Annotated in this window: 24 protein-coding genes and 1 tRNA gene; 9 read left to right on the top strand and 16 right to left on the bottom strand. The window is 71.3% G+C overall.

Annotated features, from left to right (window positions below; translation table 11 throughout):
- The first annotated feature begins 96 nt into the window (after positions 1–96).
- The gene (locus ACT80S_RS16510; protein ID WP_377417815.1) at positions 97–528 is read left to right on the top strand and encodes a response regulator; all 432 of its coding nucleotides are present in this window, start codon (positions 97–99) and stop codon (positions 526–528) included.
- Between the two features lie 69 nt (positions 529–597).
- On the opposite strand, the gene ACT80S_RS16505 is transcribed toward ACT80S_RS16510, so the two are convergent.
- From ACT80S_RS16505 to ACT80S_RS16490, 4 genes are all read right to left on the bottom strand, one after another.
- Complete coding sequence (locus tag ACT80S_RS16505; protein WP_377417813.1) at positions 598–975, bottom strand: hypothetical protein; 378 nt, start codon at positions 973–975, stop codon at positions 598–600.
- Positions 976–1,060: 85 nt separating this feature from the next.
- Positions 1,061–1,279, bottom strand: a complete 219-nt coding sequence (locus ACT80S_RS16500) for a hypothetical protein (protein ID WP_377417811.1) — start codon at positions 1,277–1,279, stop codon at positions 1,061–1,063.
- A 130-nt stretch (positions 1,280–1,409) separates the two neighbouring features.
- Positions 1,410–2,822, bottom strand: coding sequence for an NADP-dependent phosphogluconate dehydrogenase (gene gndA / locus ACT80S_RS16495; protein WP_377417809.1), 1,413 nt, complete (start codon positions 2,820–2,822; stop codon positions 1,410–1,412).
- 71 nt (positions 2,823–2,893) lie between these two features.
- Positions 2,894–2,970: transfer RNA gene (locus tag ACT80S_RS16490), tRNA-Arg, on the bottom strand.
- Positions 2,971–3,285: 315 nt separating this feature from the next.
- Here ACT80S_RS16490 and ACT80S_RS16485 point away from each other — a divergent pair.
- A complete protein-coding gene (locus ACT80S_RS16485) occupies positions 3,286–4,113 on the top strand; it encodes a dienelactone hydrolase family protein (protein WP_377417807.1) in 828 nt (275 codons plus the stop codon).
- A gap of 22 nt (positions 4,114–4,135) precedes the next feature.
- On the opposite strand, the gene ACT80S_RS16480 is transcribed toward ACT80S_RS16485, so the two are convergent.
- The 4 genes from ACT80S_RS16480 to ACT80S_RS16465 all read right to left on the bottom strand — a co-directional run bounded on the left by ACT80S_RS16480 (position 4,136) and on the right by ACT80S_RS16465 (position 10,658).
- Positions 4,136–6,793: a putative bifunctional diguanylate cyclase/phosphodiesterase gene (locus ACT80S_RS16480; RefSeq protein ID WP_377417805.1), complete on the bottom strand. Its 2,658-nt coding sequence runs from the start codon at positions 6,791–6,793 to the stop codon at positions 4,136–4,138.
- Positions 6,794–6,800: 7 nt separating this feature from the next.
- Positions 6,801–8,003: an ABC transporter substrate-binding protein gene (locus ACT80S_RS16475; RefSeq protein ID WP_377417803.1), complete on the bottom strand. Its 1,203-nt coding sequence runs from the start codon at positions 8,001–8,003 to the stop codon at positions 6,801–6,803.
- A 69-nt stretch (positions 8,004–8,072) separates the two neighbouring features.
- Positions 8,073–9,626, bottom strand: coding sequence for a galactarate dehydratase (gene garD / locus ACT80S_RS16470; protein ID WP_377417801.1), 1,554 nt, complete (start codon positions 9,624–9,626; stop codon positions 8,073–8,075).
- A 15-nt stretch (positions 9,627–9,641) separates the two neighbouring features.
- Positions 9,642–10,658, bottom strand: a complete 1,017-nt coding sequence (locus ACT80S_RS16465) for a LacI family DNA-binding transcriptional regulator (RefSeq protein ID WP_377417799.1) — start codon at positions 10,656–10,658, stop codon at positions 9,642–9,644.
- 114 nt (positions 10,659–10,772) lie between these two features.
- Here ACT80S_RS16465 and ACT80S_RS16460 point away from each other — a divergent pair, with 114 nt between their 5' ends.
- Positions 10,773–11,906, top strand: a complete 1,134-nt coding sequence (locus ACT80S_RS16460; RefSeq protein ID WP_377417797.1) for an L-talarate/galactarate dehydratase — start codon at positions 10,773–10,775, stop codon at positions 11,904–11,906.
- Positions 11,907–11,981: 75 nt separating this feature from the next.
- On the top strand, positions 11,982–12,953 hold the full coding sequence (locus ACT80S_RS16455) for a Bug family tripartite tricarboxylate transporter substrate binding protein (RefSeq protein ID WP_377417795.1): 972 nt from the start codon (positions 11,982–11,984) through the stop codon (positions 12,951–12,953).
- Positions 12,954–13,682: 729 nt separating this feature from the next.
- Here the strand turns inward: ACT80S_RS16455 and ACT80S_RS16450 are convergent.
- Positions 13,683–14,504 (bottom strand): NAD-dependent epimerase/dehydratase family protein, encoded by an 822-nt coding sequence (locus tag ACT80S_RS16450; protein WP_377417793.1) that lies wholly within the window; start codon positions 14,502–14,504, stop codon positions 13,683–13,685.
- 194 nt (positions 14,505–14,698) lie between these two features.
- Between ACT80S_RS16450 and ACT80S_RS16445 the strand changes: the two genes are divergently transcribed.
- Positions 14,699–15,769: an aldose epimerase family protein gene (locus ACT80S_RS16445; protein ID WP_377417791.1), complete on the top strand. Its 1,071-nt coding sequence runs from the start codon at positions 14,699–14,701 to the stop codon at positions 15,767–15,769.
- Positions 15,770–15,787: 18 nt separating this feature from the next.
- Here ACT80S_RS16445 and ACT80S_RS16440 read toward each other — a convergent pair whose 3' ends face one another.
- The 6 genes from ACT80S_RS16440 to araD form a co-directional block, all read right to left on the bottom strand.
- Positions 15,788–16,756 carry a 2-hydroxyacid dehydrogenase gene (locus ACT80S_RS16440; RefSeq protein WP_377417789.1) on the bottom strand — a complete coding sequence of 323 codons (969 nt, stop codon included), beginning with the start codon at positions 16,754–16,756 and terminating at the stop codon, positions 15,788–15,790.
- A 34-nt stretch (positions 16,757–16,790) separates the two neighbouring features.
- On the bottom strand, positions 16,791–17,753 hold the full coding sequence (locus ACT80S_RS16435; protein ID WP_377417787.1) for a tripartite tricarboxylate transporter substrate binding protein: 963 nt from the start codon (positions 17,751–17,753) through the stop codon (positions 16,791–16,793).
- A gap of 24 nt (positions 17,754–17,777) precedes the next feature.
- The gene (locus tag ACT80S_RS16430) at positions 17,778–18,773 is read right to left on the bottom strand and encodes a Bug family tripartite tricarboxylate transporter substrate binding protein (protein WP_377417785.1); all 996 of its coding nucleotides are present in this window, start codon (positions 18,771–18,773) and stop codon (positions 17,778–17,780) included.
- A gap of 56 nt (positions 18,774–18,829) precedes the next feature.
- Entirely contained in the window at positions 18,830–19,819 is a 990-nt protein-coding gene (locus tag ACT80S_RS16425; protein WP_377417783.1) for a Bug family tripartite tricarboxylate transporter substrate binding protein, read from the bottom strand.
- Between the two features lie 65 nt (positions 19,820–19,884).
- Entirely contained in the window at positions 19,885–20,601 is a 717-nt protein-coding gene (locus ACT80S_RS16420) for a ribonuclease activity regulator RraA (protein WP_377417781.1), read from the bottom strand.
- Positions 20,602–20,627: 26 nt separating this feature from the next.
- On the bottom strand, positions 20,628–22,403 hold the full coding sequence (gene araD / locus ACT80S_RS16415) for an L-arabinonate dehydratase (protein ID WP_377417779.1): 1,776 nt from the start codon (positions 22,401–22,403) through the stop codon (positions 20,628–20,630).
- Positions 22,404–22,493: 90 nt separating this feature from the next.
- Between araD and ACT80S_RS16410 the strand changes: the two genes are divergently transcribed.
- Positions 22,494–23,198: a GntR family transcriptional regulator gene (locus ACT80S_RS16410; protein WP_377417777.1), complete on the top strand. Its 705-nt coding sequence runs from the start codon at positions 22,494–22,496 to the stop codon at positions 23,196–23,198.
- 12 nt (positions 23,199–23,210) lie between these two features.
- On the opposite strand, the gene ACT80S_RS16405 is transcribed toward ACT80S_RS16410, so the two are convergent.
- Positions 23,211–24,158: a LysR family transcriptional regulator gene (locus tag ACT80S_RS16405; RefSeq protein ID WP_377417775.1), complete on the bottom strand. Its 948-nt coding sequence runs from the start codon at positions 24,156–24,158 to the stop codon at positions 23,211–23,213.
- A 103-nt stretch (positions 24,159–24,261) separates the two neighbouring features.
- Here ACT80S_RS16405 and ACT80S_RS16400 point away from each other — a divergent pair, with 103 nt between their 5' ends.
- The 3 genes from ACT80S_RS16400 to ACT80S_RS16390 are packed head-to-tail and all read left to right on the top strand — an operon-like array spanning position 24,262 to position 26,108.
- Positions 24,262–25,206, top strand: coding sequence for a ketopantoate reductase family protein (locus ACT80S_RS16400; protein ID WP_377417773.1), 945 nt, complete (start codon positions 24,262–24,264; stop codon positions 25,204–25,206).
- Entirely contained in the window at positions 25,203–25,601 is a 399-nt protein-coding gene (locus ACT80S_RS16395) for a VOC family protein (RefSeq protein WP_377417771.1), read from the top strand. The genes ACT80S_RS16400 and ACT80S_RS16395 overlap by 4 nt, the downstream gene beginning before the upstream one ends.
- A gap of 24 nt (positions 25,602–25,625) precedes the next feature.
- Positions 25,626–26,108: a MaoC family dehydratase gene (locus ACT80S_RS16390; protein ID WP_377417769.1), complete on the top strand. Its 483-nt coding sequence runs from the start codon at positions 25,626–25,628 to the stop codon at positions 26,106–26,108.
- Position 26,109 lies beyond the last annotated feature (1 nt).

Here is a 26,109-nt window from a genome sequence, read left to right as displayed (position 1 = left end):
GTCCTACGACAAGTGAGGGAGACGTCTTAAGAAGCGCACTGGCCCAGCCGATAGAGTCGGTAACCACTTGCTACCCTGTCCAGCGCCCTCCCTGCCATGCCCTCCGCCGCCTTGCGCGCCTTCGTCGTCGAAGACAACCCCACGATCTGCGAGAACCTGGTCGGCACGCTCGAGGAGCTGACCTGCGTGCAGGTGGTCGGCACCAGCGCCACCGAGGGCGACACGCGCGAATGGCTGGCCCGCCACCCCGGCGCCTGGGACCTGCTGATCGTGGACCTGTTCCTGCGCCAGGGCTCCGGCCTGAACCTCGTGCAGCAGCTGGCGCCGCGCACCGGGGCGCAGAAGGTCGTGATCTTCAGCAACTACGTGAACGCCAATGTGCGCAAGCGCTGCGCGCAGCTCGGCGTGGATGCGGTCTTCGACAAGTCCACCGAGATCGACGCGCTGGTGGACTACTGCTCCCACCTGTGCTTTCGCCAGGCCAGCGGCTTGCACGAGGCGCCCGCGGCCGCGCGCGGCGCGGCCTGAAGGCCAGGGCCTGGACACCGTGCAGCCCCTGCGGTTGCCGGTGCTAGCGCCTCGGCGACCTCAGCGACCTCAGCGACCGCCCTTGCGGCGGCGCGGCAGGGCCGCGATGCCGGCCAGCCCGAGGGCACCCGCCGCGAGCACGGCCAGCGTGCGCGTGCGCCGGCCGGCCTCGGCGGCCTCGGCCCGTGCCTGCAGCCGGTCCATCTGCGCCCGCTGCTGCTCGGCGTACCGCTGCAGGATGGCCAGTTCGGCCTGGAGCTCGTCGATCCGCCAGTCGAGCCGCTGCGCCAGCGGGGGCCGCGGCGCCGCCTGGGCCCACGCCGGCAGGGAACTGGCCGCGACGCCGGTCGCCAGCCCCCAGGCAAGCGCAGCCGCAGCCCGCGCCGCGCGCAGGCGCAGGCCCAGGCGCAGGCGCTGGCGGTGCGGGAACAGGCGAACGGGGGTCATGGGCCGGGCACTGTAGAGGCCTGTCGCGCGCGGCCTGTCGTCCAGGCCCGGCGCCGCGCGTAGGACGCTGGCGGGATGCGAGGCCCTAGCGCCCCGCCTCCGAGCTGTCGCCACCGGGCAGGTTCTGCCCGGGAGGCACGGGCCGCAGGACGGCGCGCCCGCCGACCGGCTGGTCCGGCGGGTTGGCGGTGGCCGGGCCGCCCATCCTGCCGGTGTCGGTCTGGGCACAGCCGCCCGCCACCAGCGCGACCACGGAGACTGCGGCCAGCAGGGCCGGCCGCGCGAGTCGGGAGAAAGTGCGCATGGAAATACCTCCTTGGGTTGTCGCGTCGACACACGGGACGACGCCCAGGAAGGCGGCAACCGGCGTGCCCGCGGCGCAGGAGGGGCCCGCCGGGCGGGGCCAGGGGGCCCGGGGGCCTGACCTCAGCCGGTCAATCGGTCCAGCGGGTGTGGAACCTGCCCGGCCGGTCGGTGCGCTCGTAGGTGTGCGCGCCGAAGTAATCGCGCTGGGCCTGCAGCAGGTTGGCCGGCAGGCGCGCGGAGCGGTAGGCGTCGTACCAGGCCAGCGCGCTCATGAAGGCGGGCACGGCGACGCCGTGCATCGCGGCGGTGGCGACGACCTCGCGCAGGTCCTGCTGGCAGCGGGCCATGACCTCGGCGAAGTGCGGGTCGAGCAGCAGGTTGGCCAGCTGCGGCTCGCGCGCGAAGGCGCGGCGGATGTCTTCCAGCAGCCGGGCGCGGATGATGCAGCCGGCGCGCCAGCCCGAGGCGATGCCGCCGAAGGACAGGCCCCAGCCGTGCTCCTGGTCGGCGGCGCGCAGCAGCGCGAAGCCCTGGGCATAGGCGCAGACCTTGGCGGCCAGCAGGGCGCGGCGGACCTGCTCGACGAAGGCGCCCTGCTCGCCCGCAAAGGCGCGCGGCGCGGCCCCGGCCAGCACCTGCGAGGCGGCGACGCGCTCGGACTTGACCGCGCTGATGGCGCGGGCGAACACGGCATCGGCGATGGTCGGCGCGGGCACGCCCAGGTCCAGCGCGACCTGGCTGGTCCACTTGCCGGTGCCCTTCTGCTGGGCGGTATCCAGGATCAGGTCCACGAGCGGCTGGCCGGTGTCCTCGTCCTGGCGCTTGAGGATGTCGGCGGTGATGCCGACCAGGTAGCTGGCCAGCTCGCCCTCGTTCCACTGCCCGAACACGCCGGCCATGTCACCGGCGGACAGGCCGGCCAGCTCGCGCATCAGCCAGTAGGCCTCGCACAGGGTCTGCATGTCGGCGTACTCGATGCCGTTGTGGACCATCTTGACGAAGTGGCCCGAGCCACCGGCGCCGATCCAGTCGCAGCAGGGCTCGCCGTCCTCGGCGCGCGCGGCAATGGCCTGCAGCAGCGGGCGCACCACCGGCCAGGCCCGGGCGTCGCCGCCGGGCATGAGGGCGGGACCGCGCAGCGCGCCCTCCTCGCCGCCGCTGACGCCGGCGCCCACGTAGAGGATGCCGCTGCCTTCGAGCTCGGCGAGGCGGCGGGCGGTGTCGGTGAAGCGGGTGTTGCCGCCGTCGATGACCACGTCGCCGGCGGACAGCAGCGGGCGCAGCTGCGCGAGGACTTCATCCACCGCGGCGCCGGCCGGCACCATCAGCAGCAGCTTGCGCGGCAGGGACAGTCCCGCGACGAGGTCGGCCAGGCTGCCGGCGGCGCGGCCGCGGCGGCCGGCCACGCGCTGCGCGAAGCTGGCGCGCCTGGCGTCGTCGAGGTCGAAGCCGCTGACGTGAAAGCCCTTGCTTTCGAGGTTGAGGGCGAGGTTTTCGCCCATGACGCCCAGGCCCACGAGGCCGATATCAGAGGGATGCATGAGGGAAGCAGGAAACGGACAGGCAAAAGAAAAGGGCCAGTCCCTTGTGGGGAACTGGCCCGTTCTTGTTTTGGCGCGGCTGGCAGGATTCGAACCCACGACCCCTTGGTTCGTAGCCAAGTACTCTATCCAACTGAGCTACAGCCGCCAAGCCTTGAAGTATAGCAGCCTTTTTCGGGTTTTCGCGAGTCATCAAAAGTTTTGCGGGGCAGGCGGGCGGCGACGGGGCCCCGAATCCACGACGAAGGAATTCACAGGAACATTCCGATCACCCCTTGGATTTATTGATCGAATCATCTTTTAGAACGTGCGTTTTCATATTTTTCTTTTCGCGCTCGAGTGGCGCCCTGCGCCTTGAACGAGGCGCTCGCGGCCTCTGGTTAATTGGCAGAAAATTGCACGAACCCACCCCCGGTGCAACGGTGTTTTCTCTGCCAGAATCCGCCGGTAGTCCCCGCCTGACATGACGCTCGACGAACCGCTGCCGCACTACATCGACCTCGCCACGCGCGACGCGTCGATCGTTCGCGCCTACGTCGTCCAGCCGGCCGAGGCGCCGCGCGGCGCCGTCGTGGTGCTGCAGCAGATGGACCAGCGCACGCCCAGCTGGAATGGCGCGTCCCGCCGCACCCCGGCGGTGGCCAATGCCCGGCCCGGCGTGGGCGCCCATGCCCGCCAGATGGCCGAGAAATTCGCGGCCGCGGGTTACCTGGCCGTGGCGCCGTCCACCTTCAGCCGCGGCCGCACCGGCCAGGACTATGGTTACCGCTTCGAGCAGAGCCGCTGGGACCTGCGCCTCGTGCGTCCCCTGCAGCCCCTGCCCTCCGACGGCGTGATGCTGGATATCGAGGCGGCCATCGCCCACGCGCGCCGGCTCGCGCCGTTCCTGCGGCTCGCGGTGGTGGGCTATTGCTGGGGCGGCCTGCTGGCCTGGCGCACGGCCTGCCAGATCGAGGGCATCGACGCGGCGGTGTGCCACTACGGCGGCGGCATGGACACGCCCGAGGAGATCGCGCGCGAGCCGCGCTGCCCGGTGCTGGCGCACTTCCCCACCGATGGCAAGTGGATGTCGCGCACCGGCATCCGCCGCTTCATCGAGCACCATGGCAAGGAGCACGACGGCGCCCGCGGCCCGGTGCCGCAGTTCCAGGTCTACGACGCCACCTACGGCTTCATGCACCCGGGCCGCAGCGCCTACGACGAGGCGGCCTCCGTGGCGGCGCACCAGCACACCCTGGATTTCCTCGCGCGCCACCTGCAGCAGCGCCAGGAAGTGCCGCTGGCAGCCTGAGGCCACCTCGGGCCCGGCGCGCTTACAGCGCCTCGACCGCCGCAGCCTCCAGCGGCGTCATCATCAGCATCACCTCGGACATCGGCAGGGCCGGCGCGAACAGCCAGCCCTGGCCGCGGTGGCAGCCCATGCCCAGGAGGGCCTCACGCTGCGCCGGCTCCTCCAGGCCCTCGGCCGTGACCTCGAGCGACAGCCCCTGGGCCATGTTGACGATCAGGCGCGCGATGCGGTCCTGGCGGGCCTGGTTCAGGCCGGCGACAAAGGAGCGGTCGATCTTCAGGCGGCTGATCGGCATCTGCGTCAGGCGCGCCAGCGAAGAGTAGCCGGTGCCGAAGTCGTCGATCACCAGGCGCACGCCCAGGGCGGTGAGCATCTGCAGCTGCGGCATGAGGCTGGCCTCGTCGCGCGCGACCTGGGTCTCGGTCAGCTCGATCTCCAGGCCGTCCAGGGCCTGCGGGTCCTCGTTGGCCTGGTCCGACAGGTACTTGAGCAGGTCGGCGTTGCGGAACACCTGGGGCGCGGCGTTGAAAGCCACTTTGACGCCCGGGAAGCGGGCCTGCAGTTCCTTCTTGTCACGCAGCACGCGGCTGGCCACCAGCATGGTGAGCTGGTCGGACAGGTGCGCGTCCTCGGAGATCGGGATGAACTCGGAGGGCTGGATCACGCCCAGCTCCGGGTCGGTCCAGCGCGCCAGCGCCTCGAAGCCGACGATGGAGCCATCCCGCAGGTCGACCTCGGGCTGGTAGTAGACCTGCAGCACGCCCTGCTCGATCGCCTGGGCCAGCTTGGTCTGGATCAGGCGGTGGCGGTAGCGCTTGGCGCCCAGCACCGCGTCGTACCACATGACCGAGCCGCGGCGGGTCTGCTTGGCCTCGTTCATGGCCACGTCGGCGCAGATCTGCAGCTCGTGCCAGCTGCGGCCGTCCTCGGGCAGGCGGGCGATGCCCACCGTGGCGGTGGCCGGGATCTGGTCATGGCCGAACTGCACCATCACCGGGTTGACGGCCTCCAGCGCGGCGCGCAGGGCGTGCAGCGCGCCGTCGGGCGTGAGGTCCACCACGGCCAGGAATTCGTCGCCCGAGCGGCGGCACAGCAGGTGGCCGGCCGGCAGCACCTCGGACAGGTGCGCGGCCATCGCCTTGATCATCGCGTCGCCCGCCTCGTGGCCGTGGTTGTCGTTGACGAACTTGAGCTTGTCCAGGTCGAAGAACAGCACCGCCAGCCGGCCGCCTTCCAGCGGCAGCGAGTTCAGCAGGTCGCGGGCCTGGCGCGTCAGCAGGCGGAAGTTCGGCAGGCCGGTGAGCGCGTCGCGGTAGGCGAGGTTGCGCAGCTGGTTCTCGGCCTCCTTGAGGCGGCTGACGTCGGTGATCACGGCCACGTGGCCGCTGGTGTTGCCGGTCTCGTCGCGGATGGCGGAGATCGCCACCGACGTCGGGATGACATTGCCGTGCCGGTCGACGAAGTTGGTCTCGCCGGTCCAGCGCCCGTGCTCCTTGAGCGCGCGGGTCATTTCGCGGCTCTGGTCGCCGCGCCCGACCTGGCGGTACAGGCTGCCCGAGCGCCGCCCCAGCAGCTCGCTGCGGCTGTAGGCCGTCATCCGGCAGAAGGCGGGGTTGGCGTCGAGGATGTGGCCCTGCGGGTCGGTCACCAGGATGCCTTCCGCCGCGGTCGAGAAGACCAGCGCGGTGGTGCGCATCTCGTCAGCCGCCTTGCGCTGGTTGCGCAGCATGGCGGCCAGGGCGCGGGTGACCTCGGAGAGTTCGTCCTGCACCGACTCGTCCAGGCTGTTCACCGGCTCGCCGGCGAGCAGCTTCTGGCAGTCGACCAGCAGCTGGTCGAGGCGGCGGGTGGTGCTGGCGGAGAAACGGTCCGACCAGGTGACGATGCGGCGGATGTTCCACAGCCCCAGCGCGAAGGCGACCAGCACCACGACAACGATGATCAGCACCGCGTTGTAGACCGGCACGAATACCCAGGCGCGCAGCGCCAGGTTGAAGTCGCCGGCGCGCACCTGCTCCACGCCGTCGGACGACAGCCGCAGGCCCTCCTGCAGCGGCGGCATCGGCGGCTGGTTCCCCAGGGCGAACGAAACCTCGGTACCGGCGGCCAGGTCCAGCTGGCGGGCCAGGCGGACGGTATCGATGCGCGCGACGATGAAACCGGCCGGCGCATCGCTCATGGGCGAGAGCACGCGCTGGACCAGCACCAGGTCGGGCGAGCCGGCGGCGTTGGGCAGCAGGCCGGCGCCGTTGTGGCCGCGGCGCACCGCGTCCACCACCGCCTGGCTCGAGGCCAACTCCTGGGCGGTCGCCGGGTCGGGCGAGAGGAACACGCGACCGCGGTAGTCCAGCACCGTGAACTGCCGCAGGCTGGCCCGGTTGAACTGGGCCAGCAGGGGCGCCAGGTAGGCCTCGCGGCCCATGCTGTCGGTCAGGCCCGTCCACAGCAGCGGCGAGGTGCCCAGCGACTCCAGCTCGTGGGCCACGTTGGTGACCTCGGTGCCGAGCTTGGTCAGCACCAGCTGACGGTAATGGGTGATTTCATTGCGCTCGTAGGCCACGCCGGCGAGGACGGTGACGACGGCCACGAGCACCGAGGCGAAGATCACGTAGCTGCGCACGATGCGCACCAGCTCCGTGCGGATGCGAAGGCGCAGGTTGCTGGAAGGCGTGGATGACATTCGGTCCTTACTTCACCGGCACCAGGGCGCCATCGGATTCGACCCGCACGAACAGCACGTCCTGCGGGCCCAGGGCATCGTGCCGCTCGGGGGTGAACGCCGGGGCGTAGCGGCGCACCGCGCCATCGAACGGCGGCAGGCTCTCCAGGGCGCGGCGCACGTCGTCGCCGCGGGTGGAGCCGGCCTTGTCGACGGCCATCGCCAGCAGGTGCGTGATGTCGTAGGCATGGGCCGAGCCCACCGGGCTGGGGATGTCGCGCACACCGGCGAGCTTGGCGTCCTTCTGGATCCAGGCCGCCAGGCGGCGCGCGGCCGGCCGGCTGTTGTTGATGAAGGTGAAGGTCTGGATCACCTGCATGTCCACCTTGTCCAGGGCATTCAGCGCCAGCTCGTGGATCACGCCCCCGGTCAGGCCCCAGTGGGCCACCACCGGCACGCGCCGGGCCGGCGGCAGCTGGGCAAGCTGGTTGAGGAAGGGCGCGCCCTCGCGCTCGTTGGCCACCAGCAGGATGGCCTGGGACCGGGCGGCGAGGCAGGCCTGCAGCGGGTCATGGAAGTTCTGCTCGCCCCAGTTGTACCAGCGGGTGGCGACCACCTGCAGGCCATTGGCCGCGGCCCGCGCCGCCATCACCTGGTGGCCCGAGCGGCCCCAGGAGGTGTTGGGCAGGATCGCGCACACGCGCTGCGCGCGGTAGGCCGAGCGGGCGCGCGCCATCATCGCCTCCACGCCCCAGCTGTCCTTGAGCGAGAGCCGGAACACGAACGAGGGCGAGGGCGCGTCATCGGTGATCGGGTCGGCCGAGCCCCACACGCTGATGAGGGGCACCTTGAGGCGGTTGGCCTCGGGCATGGTCTCGACGGTCACCGGGCTGTACTTGCCGCCCAGGACACCGACCACGTCGGGCCGCGAGGCCATCTCGATGAAGTTGTCGCGCCCGCGGGCCGAGACGCCCTGGTTGTCGGTGGTGAGCAGCTTGAGCGGCCGGCCGCCGAGCACGCCGCCCCGGGCATTGATCTCCTCCATGGCGGCGCGGACCCCGCGCTCGATCGCCTTGGGCGAGGTGCTGGTCTTGACCCCGAAAGCCTCGTCGATGCCGATGTACACCGGCTCGGCGGCGCGGGCCGGGCCGGCCAGCGCCAGCCAGGCGGCCAGGCCGAGCGCCAGGCCGAGCGCCAGGAGGGGGTGTCGGGCGGGGTGGGCGGGCTTCACGCAAGCATTCTCCCAAATTCCGGGGCCACTGAAGAGCTCGGCAGCCCGGACGTCCCGCCAGCCCCGGGATCAGGTCACCGGCGCCGGGTTGAAAAGCACGAGGGCGTTGTGCAGCTTCCACTGCTCGGCCCAGGTCTTCTTGCGGCCGCTGGCCACGTCGAGCAGGAAACGGAACATCTCCCAGCCCACCTCCTCGATGCTGGCCTCGCCGTCGGCGATGCGCCCGGCGTTGATGTCCATCAGGTCGTGCCAGCGGCGCGCCAGGTCGCTGCGGGTGGCCACCTTGACCACCGGGCAGGCGGCCAGGCCGTAGGGCGTGCCGCGGCCGGTGGTGAAGATGTGCATGTTCATGCCGGCGGCCAGCTGCAGGGTGCCGCAGATGAAGTCGCTGGCCGGGGTGGCGGCATAGACCAGGCCCCGCGTAGCGGGCTTCTCGCCGGGCGCGATCACGCCGGCGATCGGCGCGGTGCCGGACTTGATGATGGAGCCCATCGCCTTCTCGACGATGTTGGACAGCCCGCCCTTCTTGTTGCCCGGGCTGGTGTTGGCGCTGCGGTCCACGCTGCCGCGCTGCAGGTAGGCGTCGTACCAGGCCATCTCGCGCACCACGGCCTCGGCCACCTCGGGGGTGGCGGCGCGCGAGGTGAGCTGGGCCACGCCGTCGCGCACCTCGGTGGTTTCCGAGAACATGATGGTGGCGCCGGCGCGCACCAGCAGGTCGGCGCAGAAGCCGACCGCGGGGTTGGCGGTGACGCCGGAGAAGGCGTCGGAGCCGCCGCACTGCACGCCCACCACCAGCTCGCTGGCGGGCACGGTCTCGCGGCGGCGGGCGTCCAGGCGCTTCAGGTGCGTTTCGGCCTGGCGCATGATGGACGCCACCATGTCCATGAAGCCCACGTGCGCCTCGTCCTGCAGGCAGACCACGTCGAGCTTGTCCTCGCGCTGGTCGGCGATGGGGATGCTGCCCGGGGGCAGCAGGCGCTCGGGCTGCAGCTTCTCGCAGCCCAGGCTCACCACCATCACCTCGCCGCCGAAGTTCGGGTTCAGGCTCAGGTTGCGCAGCGTGCGGATCGGGATGATGGCGTCGGGCGCGTCGATCGCCACGCCGCAGCCGTAGCCGTGCTCCAGGGCCACCACGTCGTCGACGTTCGGGTACCTGGGCAGCAGCTCCTGCTTGATCCGCTGCACCGCGAACTCGGTGACGCCGGCGACGCACTGCACCGTCTGCGTGATCGCCAGGATGTTGCGGGTGCCCACGCTGCCGTCGGCATTGCGGAAGCCCTCGAAGGTGAAGCCTTCCAGCGGCGGCAGGGCGCGGCCGGCGCCGGTGGCCATGGGCAGGCCCTCGAGCTCGCGCGCCGGCGGCATCTCCAGCAGGCGCTCGTGCACCCAGCGGCCGGCGGCCACGTCCTGCGTGGTCCGGCCGATGGTCACGTCGTAGCGGCGCACCTCGGTGCCGGCGGGCAGGTCCACCAGGGCCACCTTGTGGCCCTGCGGCACCTTGTCCTTCAGCGTGAGGCCGTCGGCGAACGCGGTGCCCGCGGGCAGGCCGCCGTCGTTGGCCACGATGGCCACGTTGTCGGCCTCGTGCATCTTGATGTACAGGGGGGGACGGGGGTTCATGGGGTCCTGGGTCCTTCAGTGGGGGGCCGGCCCGCCGGTGGATTCGCGCTCGACGATGCGGAACCCGAGGTCGACGACCGGGTGGGGAACGTCCTTGCCCGCGCAGCGGTCAAGAATCATGCGGGCCGCGACGCGGCCGATCTCGGCGCCGTCGACCTGCACGGTCGTCAGCGAGGGCCACAGGTGCGCGGCGAAGTCGGCATCGCCGAAGCCGCAGAGGGCCAGGTCCTGCGGAATGCGCAGGCCGCGGGCCATGGCCTCGACCATCACGCCCTGGGCCAGGCCGTCGGAGCTGCAGTAGACCGCGCGGACCTTCGGGTCGCGTTCGAGCAGTTCGGCCAGGGCGCGGCGGCCGGCCGCCAGGTTGCTGGGGGCGGGCACGACGGCCGTGGGCACCTCGCGGCCCACCGTGGCCTCGAAGCCGGCCCGGCGCTGCGCGGCGCGCTCGTCATCCCCGGTGGCGATGGCCAGGCGGCGCCAGCCCTTGGCGAGGAAGTAGCCGGCGACCGCGCCGCCCACCTTCACGTGCGAGAAGCCCACCGCCATGTCCACCGGCCGCTCGCTCAGGTCCCAGGTCTCCACCACCGGAAGGCCCAGGGCGCGCAGCTGCTCGCGGGCCTGCGCGCTGTGCACCAGGCCGGTGACCACCAGCCCGTCGGGCCGGCGGCCCATCATGGTGGCGATCAGCTTGTCCTCGCGGGCGTGGTCGTAGCCGGCCTGGCCGATGATCAGCTGGTAGCCCTGTTCGTCCAGCGCCTCGGTGAGCGCGCGCACGGTGGGCAGGAACTGCGGCACCGAGATGATGGGGACCAGCGCCGCCACGGTCATGCTGCGGCGGGACTTCAGGCCGCCCGCCAGCAGGTTGGGGATGTAGCCGGTGGCGGCCACCGCCTGCTTGACCTTCTCGATGGTGGCGGGCGAGACCAGCCCCGGGTTGCCCAGGGCGCGCGAGGCCGTCATGAGCGAGACGCCAGCCTCGCGGGCGACATCGTGCAGGGTCACGGTCCGGGCGGCGGGGGGGCGGGGGGGCATGGGTTTATCCGGATGGCATCAAGATTTTTGTTAACGATAACATACCGGCCTGCGTGCTTCAAAGCCGCTTGTTTTTCGACCCAGATGTTAACGTTCACAAGACCGATCGACGCCATGACCGCCAGCTCCCGGATCGCCCGCCTGCATGTCTCCTCCTGCTACCTGCCCCTGGCCACCCCGATCAGCGACGCCAAGGTGCTGACCGGCCGCCAGAAGCCCATGACCGAGGTGGCGATGCTGTTCGTGGAGGTGGAGACCGAGGACGGCCAGAAGGGCCTGGGCCTGAGCTACTCCAAGCGCGCCGGCGGTCCGGGTCAATTTGCCCATGCCCGGGAAATCGCGCCGGCCCTGCTCGGCGAGGACGCCAGCGACACCGGCCGGCTGTGGGACAAGCTGTGCTGGGCCGGCGCCTCGGTGGGCCGCAGCGGCCTGTCGACCCAGGCCATCGGCGCCTTCGACGTGGCGCTGTGGGACCTCAAGGCCCGCCGCGCCGGCCTGCCCCTGGCCAAGCTGCTCGGCGCTTACCGCGATTCCGTGCCTTGCTACAACACCTCGGGCGGCTTCCTGCACACGCCGACCGAGCAGCTGCTGGTGAACGCGCAGGCCTCGATCGAGCGCGGCATCGGCGGCATCAAGCTCAAGGTGGGCCAGCCCGATCGCATGCTGGACGTGCGCCGGCTGGAAGCCGTGCGCAAGCACCTGGGCGATGGCGTGGCCATCATGGTCGATGCCAACCAGCAGTGGGACCGGCCGACGGCGCAGCGCATGTGCCGCATCTTCGAGCAATTCAACCTGGTGTGGATCGAGGAGCCGCTGGACGCCTACGACCACGAGGGCCACGCCGCCCTGGCCGCTGCCTTCGACACGCCGATCGCCACCGGCGAGATGCTCACGAGCGCGGCCGAGCACGGCGAGCTGATTCGCCACCGCGCCGCCGACTACCTGATGCCCGACGCGCCGCGCGTGGGCGGCATCACGCCCTACCTGAAGGTGGCCGCGCAGGCCGACCAGGCCGGCCTGCTGGTCGCCCCGCACTTCGCGATGGAGCTGCACATCCACCTGGCAGCGGCCTACCCGCGCGAGGGCTGGGTGGAGCACTTCGACTGGCTGGAGCCGCTGTTCAACGAGCGCATCGAGATCGCCGGCGGCCGGATGCGGGTGCCCACCCGCCCGGGCCTGGGGCTGAGCCTGAGCGAGCAGGCCCGCCAGTGGACCCGCGAGCAGGCCACGTTCGAGGCCAGGGCCTGAGCCGCGTTGCCGGCCTGTCCCAGTCCCGCCCTTCCCCCGCCCTTCCCCCGCCTATCGACAGACAGGAGACCTGCGATGAAAACCCTGAACACGCTGATCGCCGCCCTCGCCTTGGGTGGCGCCGCCCTCGCCGCCCAGGCCCAGGCCTGGCCGGCGGCCAAGCCGGTGACCCTGCTGGTGCCCTTCCCGCCCGGGGGCTCCACCGACCAGATCGCCCGCACCCTGGCCAACCGCCTGCCGGCGAAGCTGGGCGGCACCTGGGTCGTGCAGAACACCGCGGGCGCCGGCGGCACGCTGGGCGCGACGGCGGCGAGGCGCGCGGCGCCGGACGGCTACACCGTTTTCGTCTCCTCGCTCGGCCCCTTCGTGATCGGGCCGCACCTGATCAAGGGCGTGGCCTATGACCCGCTCAAGGACTTCGACTACGTCACCGTCGCCGTGCAGGCACCCAACGTGCTGGCCGTGCCTGCCGCCTCGCCGCACAAGTCGGTGCAGTCGGTGCTGGACTTCCACCGCGCCAGCCCCGGCAAGATGACCTTCGCCTCGGCCGGCAACGGCACCAGCGACCACCTCACGGCCGAACTGTTCTGGCAGGAGACCAAGACCACCGGCACGCACATTCCCTACAAGGGCGGCGCGCCGGCGATGCAGGACCTGCTCGGGGGCCAGGTGGACGCCACCTTCATGAACGTGAACACCGGCCTGCCGAACATCAAGGCCGGCAAGCTGCGCGCCCTGGCCATCACCAGCGCGAAGCGCTCGCCGCTGCTGCCCGAGGTGCCGACGATGGAGGAACTGGGCTTCAAGGACGTGACCGTCTACTCCTGGCAGGCGGTGGCCCTGCCCAAGGGCGTGCCCGAGGACATCAGACGCAAGCTGCACGAGGCCATCGTCGGCGTCCTCGCCGAGGGGCCGGTGCGCCAGCCGCTGCTGGACCTGGGCTTCGAGGTGGTCGGCAACACGCCCGAGCAGTTCACCGCCTTCCAGGCCCGCGAGTTCGCGCGCTGGAAGCAGGTCATCGAGACGGGAAAGATCACGGCGGACTGAGAGGGGGCGGGGTCAGGTCTTGCATCAACGCGACGGTCTATCTCGGCCTCCGCCGGCTCCCTCCGGCCAAGTGAGAGGGGGCGGGGTCAGGTCTTGCATCAACGCGACGGTCTATCTCGGCCTCCGCCGGCTCCCTCCGGCCAAGCGCACTGCGCGGGCGGGGGCAGCAGGCACCCGGGAGGAGCTCACCTGCCAGCCCCGCGACATGAACCTCGCCGGAGGAGAACGCGAAGCACCCCCGCGCGAACCGACCCGGAGCGGGAACAGTCGCGTTAATGCAAGACCTGACCCCATGCCCCCCTGCGAAGCACCCCCGCGCGAACCGACCCGGAGCGGGAACAGTCGCGTTAATGCAAGACCTGACCCCATGCCCCCTGACCCCATGCCCCCCGGAGAAGGCGGAGGTGATCTCGCCGGCGCGAAGCCTTCACCATGGCAGCGTGAGCGGCGCGGGGCTGGCGGGTGGGCGGAGGGACCCGTGGGCCCGTGCACGGGAGTGCACCAGGCCCCCGGGAGGAGCCCACCTGCCAGCCCCGCGACGTGAACTTCGCCGGAGGGAAAGGGGAAGCACCGCCGCGTGAACCTCACCGGAGGAAAAGAGGAAGCACCGCCACGTGAACCTCACCGGAGGAAAACGCGAAGCACCGCCGCGCGAACCGACCTACAGGGCAAACAGTCGCGTGAATGCAAGACCGGCCCCCATGCCGCCCTCCCCCTGCCCCCCGGCGCTCACTCGAACGGCCCGGTACACACGAACGCACCGCCCTGGTAGATGTTGGCGGGGTCGTTCAGGTCCAGCACCGGCTCGGCCGCCTCGACCCGGTGGCGGAACGGCTCCGAGCTGTCCTGCGGGCGGTAGCCGATGTGGCGGGCCTTGGCGTTGTCGTAGAACGCGGTGGCGTTGTCGGAGATGCCGTAGATCACGCTCCAGCCCACCACCGGCGCGGTGAGGCCGGCCACCACCAGGCGCTCCAGGTCGTCGTAGGACATCCAGGTGGCCAGCATGCGGCGGTTCTTCGGCTCGGGGAAGGAGGAGCCGATGCGCACCACCAGGGTCTCGATGCCGTAGCGGTCGAAGTACAGGCGGGCCACGTCCTCGCCGAAGGCCTTGGACAGGCCATAGAGGCCGTCGGGACGCGGGGGCGTGTCGGCATCGATCACCTGGTCCTGCCGCCAGAAGCCGGTGACATGGTTGGAGCTGGCGAAGATGATCCGCTTCACGCCCTGCTTGCGGGCCGCCTCGTAGAGGTTGTAGACGCCCACGATGTTGGCCGCCAGGATCGGCGCCCAGGGCTGCTCGGTGGAGACGCCGCCGAGGTGGACCACCGCGTCCACGCCCTCGAGCAGCTCCAGCACGCCGGGCGCGTCGGCCAGGTCCAGCGGAACGCACTCCTCGCCGGGGGCGGCGGCGCCCAGGTCGGCGATGTCGGACAGGCGCAGCGACTCGCAATACCGCGGCAGGCGCGCACGCAGCTCGCGGCCCAGCCCCCCCGCCGCCCCCGTGAGGAGCAGGCGCTTGAACTTCAGGGCGGAGGCGGGTTGGGCGAGCATGGGCAGGAAGGAACGAAAGGGCAAAGCGGGGAAGGCCATGTTGTCGGTTGTCGTACAACACGGGAGCGGTTCAATGTCGTCGCTCGAAGGGGCCCTGTCAATCCGATAAACCTCGGGTTTCCCCTGAGACTCGAGGCCGGCTGCGAGCGGCCCAGCCGGTACAGTCTCCCCCAGCTGATCGCCCCCGTCGTACGATGACCACAGACTCCCCAGCCCTGCTGGACCCCTCCCGTTTCGAAGGCGAGGTCGCGGGCCGCCGCGTCGGCCTGTTCCTGCTTCGCAGCCCCGGCGGCCTGCGGGCCGCCGTCTCCAACCACGGCGCGCGGCTGCTGCAGCTGGTGGTGCCGGGGCGCGGCGGGCGCTGGCATGACGTGGTCCTGGGCTACGACCACCTGCAGCAGATGCTCGAGGGCATGGCCTCCATGGGCGCGGTGATCGGCCGCTACGCCAACCGCATCGGCCACGCCCGCTTCACCCTCGACGGCGTCACCACCGCCCTGCCCGCCAACGACGGCCCGCACTGCCTGCATGGCGGCCCGGCCGGCTGCCGCTTCCAGCCATTCGAGCTGCTGGCGCACGAGGCCGACCGCCTCGCGCTGGCCTGGACCTTCCGAGAGGCGGACGACGGCTTCCCCGGCGAGGTGCGGCTGGAGGTGACCTACACCTTGCGCGATCCTGGCGTACTCGCCATCGACTGGCGCGCCACCGCCGCAGGCCGGCCGACCGTGGTCAACGTGACCGCCCACCCCTTCTTCAACCTCGAGGGCCAGGCCAGCGAGACCATCCACGGCCAGCGCCTCGTGGTGGATGCCGCGCATTACCTGCCGGTGGACGGCAAGCGCATTCCCACCGGCGAGGTGGCACCGGTCGCGGGCACGCCCTTCGACCTGCGCGCAGGCCGCAGCTTCAGCGAGGCGCTGGCGGCGCTGCCGGACCACGCCTTCGACCACTGCTACGTGGCCGCCGGGGCGCGGGAGGGCGTCCTGCGCCGGCTGGCCCGCGCCGAGGCGCCGGGCTCGGGCGTGGCGATGGAGGCCTGGTCGGATGCGCCTGGGCTGCAGGTGTTCTCCTCCAGCGGCTTCGACGGCAGCCTGCCGCGCCATGCCGGCAAGGGCGGGCGCACCTACCGGCGCGAGGCCGCCTTCTGCCTGGAGCCGCAAGGCCTGCCGGACGCGCCCAACCACCCGCACTTCCCGGACACGAGCCTGCGCCCGGGGCAGTCACGCACCGGGCGCATCGAGTACCGGTTCTCCGCGCTGGGCTGACGCCCAGGCCGCGGGCCGTCAGGCCTCGACGGGGGCCGCCGACAGCAGCGGCTTGCCGGCGAAGAAGCAGGCGAGGTTGTCCAGCACCCGCTGGCCCATGGCCTGGCGGGTCTGCGCCGTGGCGCTGGCGATGTGGGGGACCATCACCACGTTGTCCAGGGTGAACAGCTCGGAGGGCACCTCGGGCTCGAACTCGAACACGTCGAGCGCGGCGCCGGCGATGCGTTTGCCCTGCAGCGCCTTCACCAGGGCGGCCTCGTCGATCACCGTGCCGCGGGCCACGTTCACCAGGAAGCCCTTGGTGCCCAGCGCATCGAGCACCGAGGCGTCGACCAGGTGGCGCGTGCCCGCGCCGCCGGCGGTGATCACCACCAGGAAGTCGCTCCAGCGGGCGAGGTCGTGCAGGCTGGCCTCGTAGCCCCAGGGCACGCCCGCCACCGGGCGGCGCGAGTGGTAGCGGACCTCCATGTCGAAGCCCTGCGAGCGCTTGGCGATGGTCTGGCCGATGCGGCCCAGGCCCACGATGCCCAGCTTCGCGCCGCTGACGCGGCGGCCCAGGGGGAAGGCCACCGGCGGCTTGGCCACCCACTGGCCGGCGCGCACGTAGCGGTCGCCCTCGCTGAGGCGGCGGGCGATGTCCAGCAGCAGGCCGAAGGCGAGGTCGGCCACGCAGTCGTTCAGCACGTCGGGCGTGTAGCCCACCGGGATGCCGCGGCGCGCGGCATGGGCCGGGTCGATCTGGTCGAGGCCGACGCCGAAGCTGGAGACCACGCGCAGGTTGGGCAGCGCGTCGAGCAGCGCATGGCTGGCGCCGGCGGCGGCGGAGGTCACCAGGGCCTCGAACTCGCCGCCGCGCGCGGCCAGGAAGGCCTCGCGCTCGGGGCCGGCGGGCGGCAGGCGGGTGACGTCGTAGGCCTCGTTCAGTTGCTTCTCGAGCCAGGGCAGCAGGCCCAGGGCCTGGAGGATGCGGGGACGTTGGGTCGTCATGTCGTCGTGGGTGGGTTGGAAGAAGGGCCGGGCGTCATTCTGGCTGGATGCCGGCGTCCTTGGCGACCTTGGCCCACTTGGCCATTTCCTTCTCGATGAACTGGGCGAACTGGTCGGCCGAGCCCTGCGCGGGCTCGATGCCGGCGTCCAGCAGCTTCTGGCGGACATCGGGCATGGCGAGGATGCGGTTGACTTCGCTGTTCAACTTGGCGACGACCGCCTTGGGCGTTCCGGCCGGTGCGAGCAGGCCGCCCCAGGTGCTGGTCTCGTAGCCGGGCAGGCCGGCCTCGGCCATCGTCGGCAGCTGCGGCTCGGAGGCGATGCGCTTGCCGGTGGTCACCGCCAGCGCCCGCACCGTGCCGGCCTTCACCTGGGTCTTGATCGCGGCCACCGTGTCGAACATCAGCGAGACGCGGCCGGAGATCAGGTCCGGGTGGGCCAGGGTGCTGCCCTTGTACGGGATGTGGACGATGTCCAGGCCGGCCATGCTCTTGAACAGCTCGCCGCTGAAGTGCGGCGCGCCGCCCGAGCCGCTGGAGGCGAACGAGAGCTTGCCGGGGTTGGCCTTGCCATGCGCGACCAGCTCGCCCACGGTCTTCGCGGGCACGGCGTTGTTCACCACCAGCATCAGCGGCACCACGTGGGTGAGGGCCACCGGCTCGAAGCCCTTGACGGTGTCGAACGGCAGCTTCTTGACCATGCTGGGGTTGATCGCATGGCTGCTGGCCACCAGGGCCAGGGTGTGGCCATCGGGCGCGGCGCGGGCCACGAAGTCGGTGCCGATGATGCCGGTGGCGCCGGCCTTGTTGTCGATGGTGACCGGCTGGCCCCAGGCATCGGTGAGCTTCTGGCCGATCAGGCGCGCGGCCATGTCGATCGCACCACCCGGCGAGGCGGGCACGACGATGGTCAGGGGCTTGGTCGGGAAGTTCTGCGCGCTCGCCAGCGAGCTGCCCAGGGCGATCAGGGCCGCGACGGGCCAGGACTTGAATGGCATGGAGTCTCCTTCGAGGGGGCGCGGTCAGTCCAGCGCGATCTTGTTGTCGGTGATGATGCGGGCGTAGCGCTTGCGGTCGTTGGCGATCAGGCGCTCGAAGTCGGCCGGCGTGCCGCCCCTGGCGACCGCGCCCTGCGCCAGCAGCTGCTGCTGCACGTCGGGCATGGCCAGCACCTGCTGCAGGCCCTGCGAGACCTTGGCCACCACCTCCGGCGGCGTGCCGGCCGGGGCCAGCAGGCCGAGCCAGGAGCCGGACTCGGCGCCCTGCACGCCGGCTTCCTCCAGCGTGGGCACGTCGGGCAGCGCGGCCACCCGCTGCTTGCTGGTGATGGCCAGCGCCTTGAGCTTGCCGGACTTGATGAAGCCGGAGGTCTCCAGCACCGAGGCGAACAGCAGGTGCACGTTGCCCGAGACCAGGTCGGTCAGCGCGGCGCCGCCGCCCTTGTACGGCACGTGCAGCAGCTGCGTGCCGGTGGCGATGCTGAAGGTCTCGCCCGAGAGGTGGGGCGAACCGCCGTTGCCGGAGCTGGCGTAGGTGAACTTGCCCGGGGCGGCCTTGGCCTGGGCGACGAACTCCTTCACGGTGTTCGCGGGCAGCGACATCGTGGCCGCCATCACGAACGGCAGCTCGGCGAACTGCCCGATCGGCACGAAGGCGGTATCCGGGTTGTAGTTCAGTTTCTTGTACAGCGTGGGGTTGATCGACTGCGTGCCGACGTTGCCCGTGAGCAGGGTGTAGCCGTCGGGCCTGGCGCGCGAGACCACCTCGAGGCCGACGTTGCCACCGGCGCCGCCCTTGTTGTCCACCACCACCGACTGGCCCCACAGCTGCGAGAGCTTCTGGGCCACGATGCGGGTGCCGATGTCGGTGCCGCCGCCGGCCACGAAGGGCACGACGATGGTGACGGGCTTGGTGGGCCAGGCGGCGGCCTGGGCCAGGGCCTGCGGCGCGAAGGCGGCAGCCAGGGTGGCGGCGGTGGCGGCCAGCGCGAAGCGGCGGGTGGAGGGAGCTCGGGTCATGGGGGCGGATCCTCGTGCGTTCAATGCGTTCAATGCGTCCAGTGCGTCCGGGACGTTCAGTTGGCGGTGGCGCCGGACTTCTTCACCAGCGCGGCCCAGCGCGGGATCTCGCGGGCCATCAGCGAGGCCAGGTCGGCCGGCGAGCCGCCCACCACCTCCATGCCCAGGCCGGAGAGCTTGTCGCGCACGTCGGGCTGGCGCAGGGCCTTGGCGATCTCGGCGCTGAGGGTGTCGACGATGGCCCTGGGCGTGCCCTTGGGGGCGTAGACCGCCTGCCAGGAGAACATCTCGAAGTTGGGCACGCCCGCCTCCATCATGGTCGGCGTGTTCGGCGAGATCGGGATGCGCTTGGCGGTGGTCACGGCCAGCACCTTGAGCTTGCCGGCCTGGATCAGAGGCACGGCCGCCGTCATCTGGTCGAACATGAAGGTGACCTGGCCGGTGGAGACATCCAGCATCGCCGGCGGCGTGCCCTTGTACGGCACGTGCGTGAGCGGCACCTCGATGATGTCCGCGAGCAGCTCGCCGGCGAGGTGGGTGGAGGTGCCGGCGCCGGAGGAGGCGAAGGTGCGGCGGGTCGGGTCCTTCTTCAGCAGGGCCACCAGGTCGGCCACGCTGTTGATGCCCGACTGCGCGCCGACCAGCAGCACGTTGGGCAGGAAGGCCACCAGCGACACCGGCTCGAAGTCCTTCACCGGGTCGTAGGGCAGGTTCTTGTACAGGCCGGCGTTGATCGCGTGCGTGCTGATCGTGCCCCCCATCAGGGTGTAGCCGTCGGGCGCGGCCTTGGCCACGTAGGTGGCGCCGATGCCGCCGCCGGTGCCCGGCTTGTTCTCCACCACCACCGACTGCTTGAGGGCCGTGCCCAGCTTGTCGGCGAGGGTGCGGCCGATCACGTCGGTGGAGCCGCCGGGCGTGAAGGGCACGACATAGGTAATGGGCTTGGCCTGGGGCCAGGCGCCCTGCGCATGGCCCAGGGCGGGCAGCGCGGCGGCGACGGCGCTCAGGCCGAGGCGGCCCAGGGCGTTGCGGCGGGTGATGGACATGGGTGTCTCCTCGTGTCTCTGGGGGTGTCGGGGGGGTCGAAGGCGGTGGCGGTGCCGCCCGGGTCTCAGCGCCCGTTCGCCTGGCGCCAGGCCGCGAAGCGGGCCGGGGTCTCGGGATTCGTCGGGGGGTACAGGCCGATGATGGTGCGGCCGTCCATGACCTCGCTCTGGACGAAGTCCTCGAAGGCGGTCATCTCGGTGGCCTCGGCGGCGATCTCCTCGGCCAGGTGGGCCGGGATCACGACGACGCCCTCGCCGTCGCCCACGATCACGTCGCCGGGGAACACCGGGGCGTCGCCGCAGCCGATCGGCACGTTGATGTCGATGGCCTGGTGCAGGGTGAGGTTGGTCGGCGCGCTCGGCTTCGAGTGGTAGGCCGGAATGTCCATCTTCGCGATGTCTGGCGAGTCGCGGAAGCCGCCGTCGGTGACCACGCCTGCCACGCCGCGCTTCATCAGGCGCGAGACCAGGATGCCGCCGGCCGAGGCGGCGCGGGCGTCCTTGCGGCTGTCGATCACCATCACCGCGCCCGGCGGGCACTGCTCCACGGCGGCGCGCTGCGGGTGCTTGGGGTCGAGGAAGACGCTGATCGGGTTCAGGTCCTCGCGGGCCGGGATGTAGCGCAGCGTGAAGGCCTCGCCCACCATGTTCGGTCCGTGGGGGTTCAGGGGCCGCACGTCCTGGATGTACTGGTGGTGCAGGCCGCGCTTGAACAGGGCGGTGCACAGGGTGGCGGTGCTGACGCGGCGCAGCTGCTCGCGGGCGGTGTCGGAAAGGGCCATCGGGGTGTCCGGGAGATCGTGGGAGGTCAGTAGATGTCCGGCTCGCCGATGGGCGCGCCGAAGGAGGTCTCGAGGTAATCGAAGTCGCAGCCCTGGTCGGCCTGCAGGATGTGGCGGCTGAACATCCAGCCATAGCCGCGCTCGAAGCGCGGGGGCGGCGGCGTCCAGGCGGCGCGGCGGGCGGCGAGCTCCTCGTCGCTCACGTTCAGGTGGATGGTGCGGGCCGGCACGTCCACCGTGATCAGGTCGCCGGTCTTCACCAGGGCCAGCGGGCCGCCGATGTAGGCCTCGGGCGAGGCGTGCAGGATGCAGGCGCCGTAGCTGGTGCCGCTCATTCGCGCGTCGGACAGGCGCAGCATGTCGCGCACGCCCTGCTTCACCAGCTTGGTGGGGATCGGCAGCATGCCCCACTCGGGCATGCCGGGGCCGCCCTTGGGGCCGGCGTTGCGCAGCACCAGGATGTGGTCGGCGGTGACGTCGAGGTCCTCGTCCTCCACCGCGGCCTTCATCTCGGGGTAGCTGTCGAACACCAGCGCGGGGCCGGTATGCCGCAGGTACTGCGGGGCGCAGGCGCTGGGCTTCATCACCGCGCCGCCGGGCGCGATGTTGCCCCGCAGCACCGCCAGCGCGCCCTCGGCGTAGAGGGGGTTGTCCAGCGGGCGGATCACGTCGTCGTCGAAGACCTTCGCGCCCTCGATGTTCCGGCCGATCGTGGCGCCAGTGACCGTCATCGCGTCCAGCTGCAGGTGCGAGGCCATGCGGGCCATGAGCCCGCGCATGCCGCCGGCGTAGTAGAAGTCCTCCATCAGGTACTTGTCGCCGCTGGGCCGGATGTTGGCGATCACGGGCACCTTGCGGCTGGCGGCGTCGAAGTCGTCCAGCGTGACGGTGCAGTGGGCGCCGGCGCGGCGCGACATGGCCACCAGGTGGATGATGGCGTTGGTGCTGCAGCCCATGGCCATGGCCACGGCGATCGCGTTCTCGAAGCTGGCGCGGGTGAGGATGCGGTCGGGCGTGAGGTCCTCCCACACCATGTCCACGATGCGGCGGCCGCAGGCCGCGGCCATGCGCGGGTGGTTGGCGTCGGGCGCCGGGATGCTGGAGGCCCCGGGCAGGGTCAGGCCCAGGGCCTCGGCGATCCCCATCATGGTGGCGGCCGTGCCCATGGTCATGCAGGTGCCGTGGCTGCGGGCGATGCCGGCCTCCACCTCCAGCCACTGCGGCTGCGAGAGCTTGCCGGCGCGGCGCTCGTCCCAGAACTTCCAGGCGTCGGCGCCGGAGCCCAGGGTCTTGCCTTCCCAGTTGCCGCGAAGCATGGGGCCGGCGGGCAGGTAGACGAAGGGCACGCCAGCGGACAGCGCGCCCATCACCAAGCCGGGCGTGGTCTTGTCGCAGCCGCCCATGAGGACCGCGCCGTCGATGGGGTGGGAGCGGATCAATTCCTCCGTCTCCATCGCCAGCATGTTGCGATAGAGCATGGTGGTGGGCCGCACGAAGGCCTCGGCCAGCGAGATCGCGGGCAGCTCCAGCGGGAAGCCGCCGGCCTGCAGGATGCCGCGCTTGACGTCATCGACCCGCTGCTTGAAGTGGGTGTGGCAGGGGTTGATGTCCGACCAGGTGTTGATCAGGGCGATGACGGGCTTGCCGGTCCAGTCCTCGGGGCCGTACCCCATCTGCAGGGTGCGGGAGCGGTGGCCGAAGCTGCGCAGGTCATCGGGGGCAAACCAGCGCGCGCTGCGCAGGGTCTCGGGGGTCTTGCGGCGGGGCGCTGCGCCCGGGCCGTCGGGGGTGTCGGAAGCCATGGGCCCGGATTGGAGCACTGATATATTAGAGCATCAATGCTCCGAAACCCGGGGCTGGCCGCCCCCCTTCCCTGCCTAGAATCGCGCCCCATGACCGAACTCGCGCAACTGCCTCCGCTGCGTCTGGACCGCTCCCGCCAGGTGGCGCCCCAGGTGTTCGAGGCCCTGCGCGACCTGATCATCTCGGTGACCCTGGAGCCCGGCACGGTGCTGGCGCGGGCCGAGCTGGCCGAGCACTACGGCGTGAGCCAGACGCCGATCCGCGACGCGCTGATGCGACTGGGCGACGAAGGCCTGGTGGACATCTTCCCGCAGCACGCCACGGTGGTGAGCCGCATCGACGTGGACGCGGCGCTGCAGGCGCACTTCCTGCGCCGCGCGATCGAGCTGGAGATCCTGGTCGCCGTGTGCGGCCTGCCCGGGGCCACGCACGAGGCGCTGATGGACCGCCTGCGCAGCCACCTGGCCACGCAGAAGGCGGCCCTGCGCCGCACCGACTACGACGGCTTCGCCGCCGCCGACCTCGCCTTCCACCAGGCCCTCTACCAGGCGGCGGCCGTGCCCTCGCTGTGGGACCTGGTGCGCCAGCGCAGCGGCCATGTGGACCGCCTGCGCCGCCTGAACCTGCCGGCCCGCGGCAAGGCCCAGGCCGTGGTGGCCGACCACGAGGGCATCCTCGAGGCGCTGGCCGCCCGCGACCTGAAAGGCGCCACCGAGGCGCTGCGCAAGCACCTCGCGGGCACGCTGTCCTTCATCGACAAGGTGCGCGAGACCTACCCCGACTGGCTGGACTGACCCGCCCCGGGCTCAGTCCTTCGGCGAGCGCCGGTCCGGCGTGAGGAACAGGCCGGCGCAGACCCCGCGCAGCCAGCGGTTCGCCGCGTCGTGGTGGAAGCGCGCATGCCAGTGCTGCTTGACCAGGAAGCGCGGGATCGGCAGCGGGCAGGCCAGCACCTGCAGCGCCCCGCCGGCGCCGCCGGCCGACCGCACCAGCGTCTCGCCAATGTGCCGCGGCAGCGTGGCCACCAGCTCGGTGGTGGACAGGATCGCGGGCAGGCCCAGGAAGGCGGGCAGCCGCAGCACCACCTCGCGCCGCAGGCCCAGGCGCAGCAGCGTCTCCTCCAGCAGCTGCTGGCCGGTGCCCGAGACGATGCCCACATGCGCCTCGCGCGCATAGGCGGCCCGGGTGAAGGGCTTGCCCGGCTTCAGGCGCGGGTGGCGGCGGTTCGCCAGGCAGATCCAGTCCTGCTCGAACAGGGTCTGCTGGTAGAAGCCCACCTCCAGCTTGGGGATCAGCCCCAGGGCGAGGTCGGCCTCGCCGTCGCGCAATTCCTCGGCCATGCCGTCATGCAGGCCGCCCGCCTCCAGCCGCACGCCCGGCGCCAGCGCGTGCACATGCGAGAACAGCCGCGGCAGCAGGGTGACGTGGCTGGCGTCCGTCATGAGGATGCGGAAAGACCGGGTCGAGGTGGCGGGATCGAATTCCAGCGCCGAATCGGCCAGCCGGCGCACCGCGTCCAGCACCTCGCGCACGGTGCCGATCATGGCCTCGGCGCGGGGCGTGGGCTGCATGCCCTGGGCGGTGCGCACGAACAGCGGGTCGCCGAAGCGCTCGCGCAGGCGCTTGAGCCACAGGCTCACCGTGGGCTGGCTCTGGCCCAGGGCTTCGGCGCTGCGGGTGACGTTGCCGGTGCGATAGAGTGAGTCGAGCAGCCGCAGCAGCTTCAGGTCCAGGGAGTCGAGGTCGGCGTCCATGCGGTCCATCATGTCGAAATCTGATGGTAATTATGTTTGACATCACCTTAACAAAGTACCGACCCCTGCCCAGAATCACCCCGATTCATCGAGGAGACAGGTCGTGAGGATTGCGGTTCTAGGCGCCGGGGCATTGGGTTGCGCCATCGGCGCGACGCTGGCCGAGGCCGGGCACGAGGTGGCCCTGATCAACCGCAACCGCCCGCATGTGGACGCCATCAACGCCGGCGGCCTGCAGGTGCGCAGCGCGGACGGCGAGCGCACGGTGCGCGCGCGCGCCGCCACCAGCGCCGCCGGGCTGGGCCCGCAGGACCTGGTGATCGTGCTGGTCAAGTCCTTCCACACGCGCGAGGCCATGGCGGCGGCGCGCGAGCTGGTCGGCGCGGACACGGTGGTGATGTCGCTGCAGAACGGCCTGGGCCACGAGGACATCCTGTCCGAGGTGGTGGGCCGCGACCACGTGGTGGCCGGCAAGACCTATGTGGGCGGCGTGATGCGCGGCCCCGGCTCCATCATCGCCGGCGTCCAGGGCAAGAGAACCCTGATCGGCGAGCTCGACGGCCGCCTCACGCCCCGCGTGCGGGCCATCGGCGAGGCCTTCAACGCTGCCGGCCTGGCCACCACGGTGAGCGACAACATCGTGGGCGTGATCTGGGACAAGCTGCTGGTCAACGTGGCCACCGGCGCGCTCTCGGGCATCACCCGCCTGACCTATGGCCCCCTCTACCAGCTGCCCGGCATCGAGGCCACCGCCATCGCCGCGGTGCAGGAGGCGATCGACGTCGCCCGCGCCTGCGGCGTGGGCCTGTCCACCGCCGACGCCCGGGCCCCGTGGATCCAGGCCGCCGAGGGCCTGCCCGCCGACTTCAAGACCTCGATGCTGCAAAGCCTCGAGAAGGGCTCGGTCACCGAGATCGACTTCATCAACGGCGCCGTCGTCCGCTGGGGCGAACGCTGCGGCGTCCCCACCCCCGTCAACCGCACGCTGGTGGCCTGCATCCAGGGCATCGAGCGCGCGATGGCACTGACCCAGGAGAACCGTCCATGACTTCCGTGAACCGCGCCTTCGTCGAGCATGTGGCGATCCGCGTGCGCGACATCCACTGGCACATCCGCTTCTTCCGCGAGGCGCTGGGCATGGAGATGCGCGAGGTCGACGGCCCCGCCGACAACCCCCGCCAGTACTGGACCCTGGGCGGGCTGCAGTTCATCGCGACGCCCGATTTCCAGGCGCCCCCCTGCAATGACGGCGGCTGGCTCGGCCACCTGGGCGTGATGGTGGACGACCTCGAAGCCGCCATCGCGGCGGTGAAGGCCGCCGGCGCCACCGAGATGCCCCAGGGTTTCAACTGGCTGCAGCTGCCCGACGGCCTCGCCCTGGAGTTGATCCAGGCCGTCCCCGGCAGCGTGGACCTGGCCCTGGCCGTGAAGATGCGCCCCTGATTTCCTGATCCCCGCGGAGCCCCCATGCTGAAGATCCCGAAGATCGAATTCCAGACCCCCGAACGCTACTGGGACGACGCCGCCGAAGGCGACGAGTGCACGAGCCCCACCTACACGGTGACCGAGGCGCGCATCAACGCCTATGCCGAACTCACCGGCGACTTCACCCCGGTCCACATCGACGAGGCCTACGCGAAGACCACGCCCTTCGGCACCCGCGTCGCCCACGGCCTGTTCGGCCTGTCGATCGCCGACGGCCTGAAGACGCAGAGCGAGTACCGCTTCCTGCCCGGCATGTCCCTGGGCTGGACCTGGGACTTCCTGCTGCCGATCAAGATCAATGACACGCTGCACGTGAAGTTCCGCGTGACCGGCCTGCGCGCCAGCAAGAGCCGCCCGGGCTGGGGCATCGTGATCCTGCCCTCGGAGTTGATCAACCAGCACGGCGAGGTGGTCCAGAAGGGCGAGCACCGCCTGATGATCCCGCGCCGCCCCGGAGCCTACTGAT

This window comes from Ramlibacter sp. MAHUQ-53 (genome assembly GCF_052600055.1).
The sequence above is the reverse complement of the archived record's forward strand: the minus strand, read 5'-3'. Positions and strand labels throughout refer to the sequence as shown.

Coding starts and splice junctions, on each gene's coding strand:
- ACT80S_RS16480 (WP_377417805.1), bottom strand. CDS start 6,793: ATGTCATCCACGCCTTCCAGCAACCTGCGCCTTCGCATCCGCACGGAG.
- ACT80S_RS16450 (WP_377417793.1), bottom strand. CDS start 14,504: ATGCTCGCCCAACCCGCCTCCGCCCTGAAGTTCAAGCGCCTGCTCCTC.
- ACT80S_RS16425 (WP_377417783.1), bottom strand. CDS start 19,819: ATGTCCATCACCCGCCGCAACGCCCTGGGCCGCCTCGGCCTGAGCGCC.
- ACT80S_RS16445 (WP_377417791.1), top strand. CDS start 14,699: ATGACCACAGACTCCCCAGCCCTGCTGGACCCCTCCCGTTTCGAAGGC.
- ACT80S_RS16500 (WP_377417811.1), bottom strand. CDS start 1,279: ATGCGCACTTTCTCCCGACTCGCGCGGCCGGCCCTGCTGGCCGCAGTC.
- gndA (WP_377417809.1), bottom strand. CDS start 2,822: ATGCATCCCTCTGATATCGGCCTCGTGGGCCTGGGCGTCATGGGCGAA.
- ACT80S_RS16485 (WP_377417807.1), top strand. CDS start 3,286: ATGACGCTCGACGAACCGCTGCCGCACTACATCGACCTCGCCACGCGC.
- ACT80S_RS16405 (WP_377417775.1), bottom strand. CDS start 24,158: ATGGACGCCGACCTCGACTCCCTGGACCTGAAGCTGCTGCGGCTGCTC.
- ACT80S_RS16455 (WP_377417795.1), top strand. CDS start 11,982: ATGAAAACCCTGAACACGCTGATCGCCGCCCTCGCCTTGGGTGGCGCC.
- ACT80S_RS16410 (WP_377417777.1), top strand. CDS start 22,494: ATGACCGAACTCGCGCAACTGCCTCCGCTGCGTCTGGACCGCTCCCGC.
- ACT80S_RS16465 (WP_377417799.1), bottom strand. CDS start 10,658: ATGCCCCCCCGCCCCCCCGCCGCCCGGACCGTGACCCTGCACGATGTC.
- ACT80S_RS16460 (WP_377417797.1), top strand. CDS start 10,773: ATGACCGCCAGCTCCCGGATCGCCCGCCTGCATGTCTCCTCCTGCTAC.
- araD (WP_377417779.1), bottom strand. CDS start 22,403: ATGGCTTCCGACACCCCCGACGGCCCGGGCGCAGCGCCCCGCCGCAAG.
- ACT80S_RS16440 (WP_377417789.1), bottom strand. CDS start 16,756: ATGACGACCCAACGTCCCCGCATCCTCCAGGCCCTGGGCCTGCTGCCC.
- garD (WP_377417801.1), bottom strand. CDS start 9,626: ATGAACCCCCGTCCCCCCCTGTACATCAAGATGCACGAGGCCGACAAC.
- ACT80S_RS16510 (WP_377417815.1), top strand. CDS start 97: ATGCCCTCCGCCGCCTTGCGCGCCTTCGTCGTCGAAGACAACCCCACG.
- ACT80S_RS16430 (WP_377417785.1), bottom strand. CDS start 18,773: ATGACCCGAGCTCCCTCCACCCGCCGCTTCGCGCTGGCCGCCACCGCC.
- ACT80S_RS16395 (WP_377417771.1), top strand. CDS start 25,203: ATGACTTCCGTGAACCGCGCCTTCGTCGAGCATGTGGCGATCCGCGTG.
- ACT80S_RS16505 (WP_377417813.1), bottom strand. CDS start 975: ATGACCCCCGTTCGCCTGTTCCCGCACCGCCAGCGCCTGCGCCTGGGC.
- ACT80S_RS16420 (WP_377417781.1), bottom strand. CDS start 20,601: ATGGCCCTTTCCGACACCGCCCGCGAGCAGCTGCGCCGCGTCAGCACC.
- ACT80S_RS16390 (WP_377417769.1), top strand. CDS start 25,626: ATGCTGAAGATCCCGAAGATCGAATTCCAGACCCCCGAACGCTACTGG.
- ACT80S_RS16435 (WP_377417787.1), bottom strand. CDS start 17,753: ATGCCATTCAAGTCCTGGCCCGTCGCGGCCCTGATCGCCCTGGGCAGC.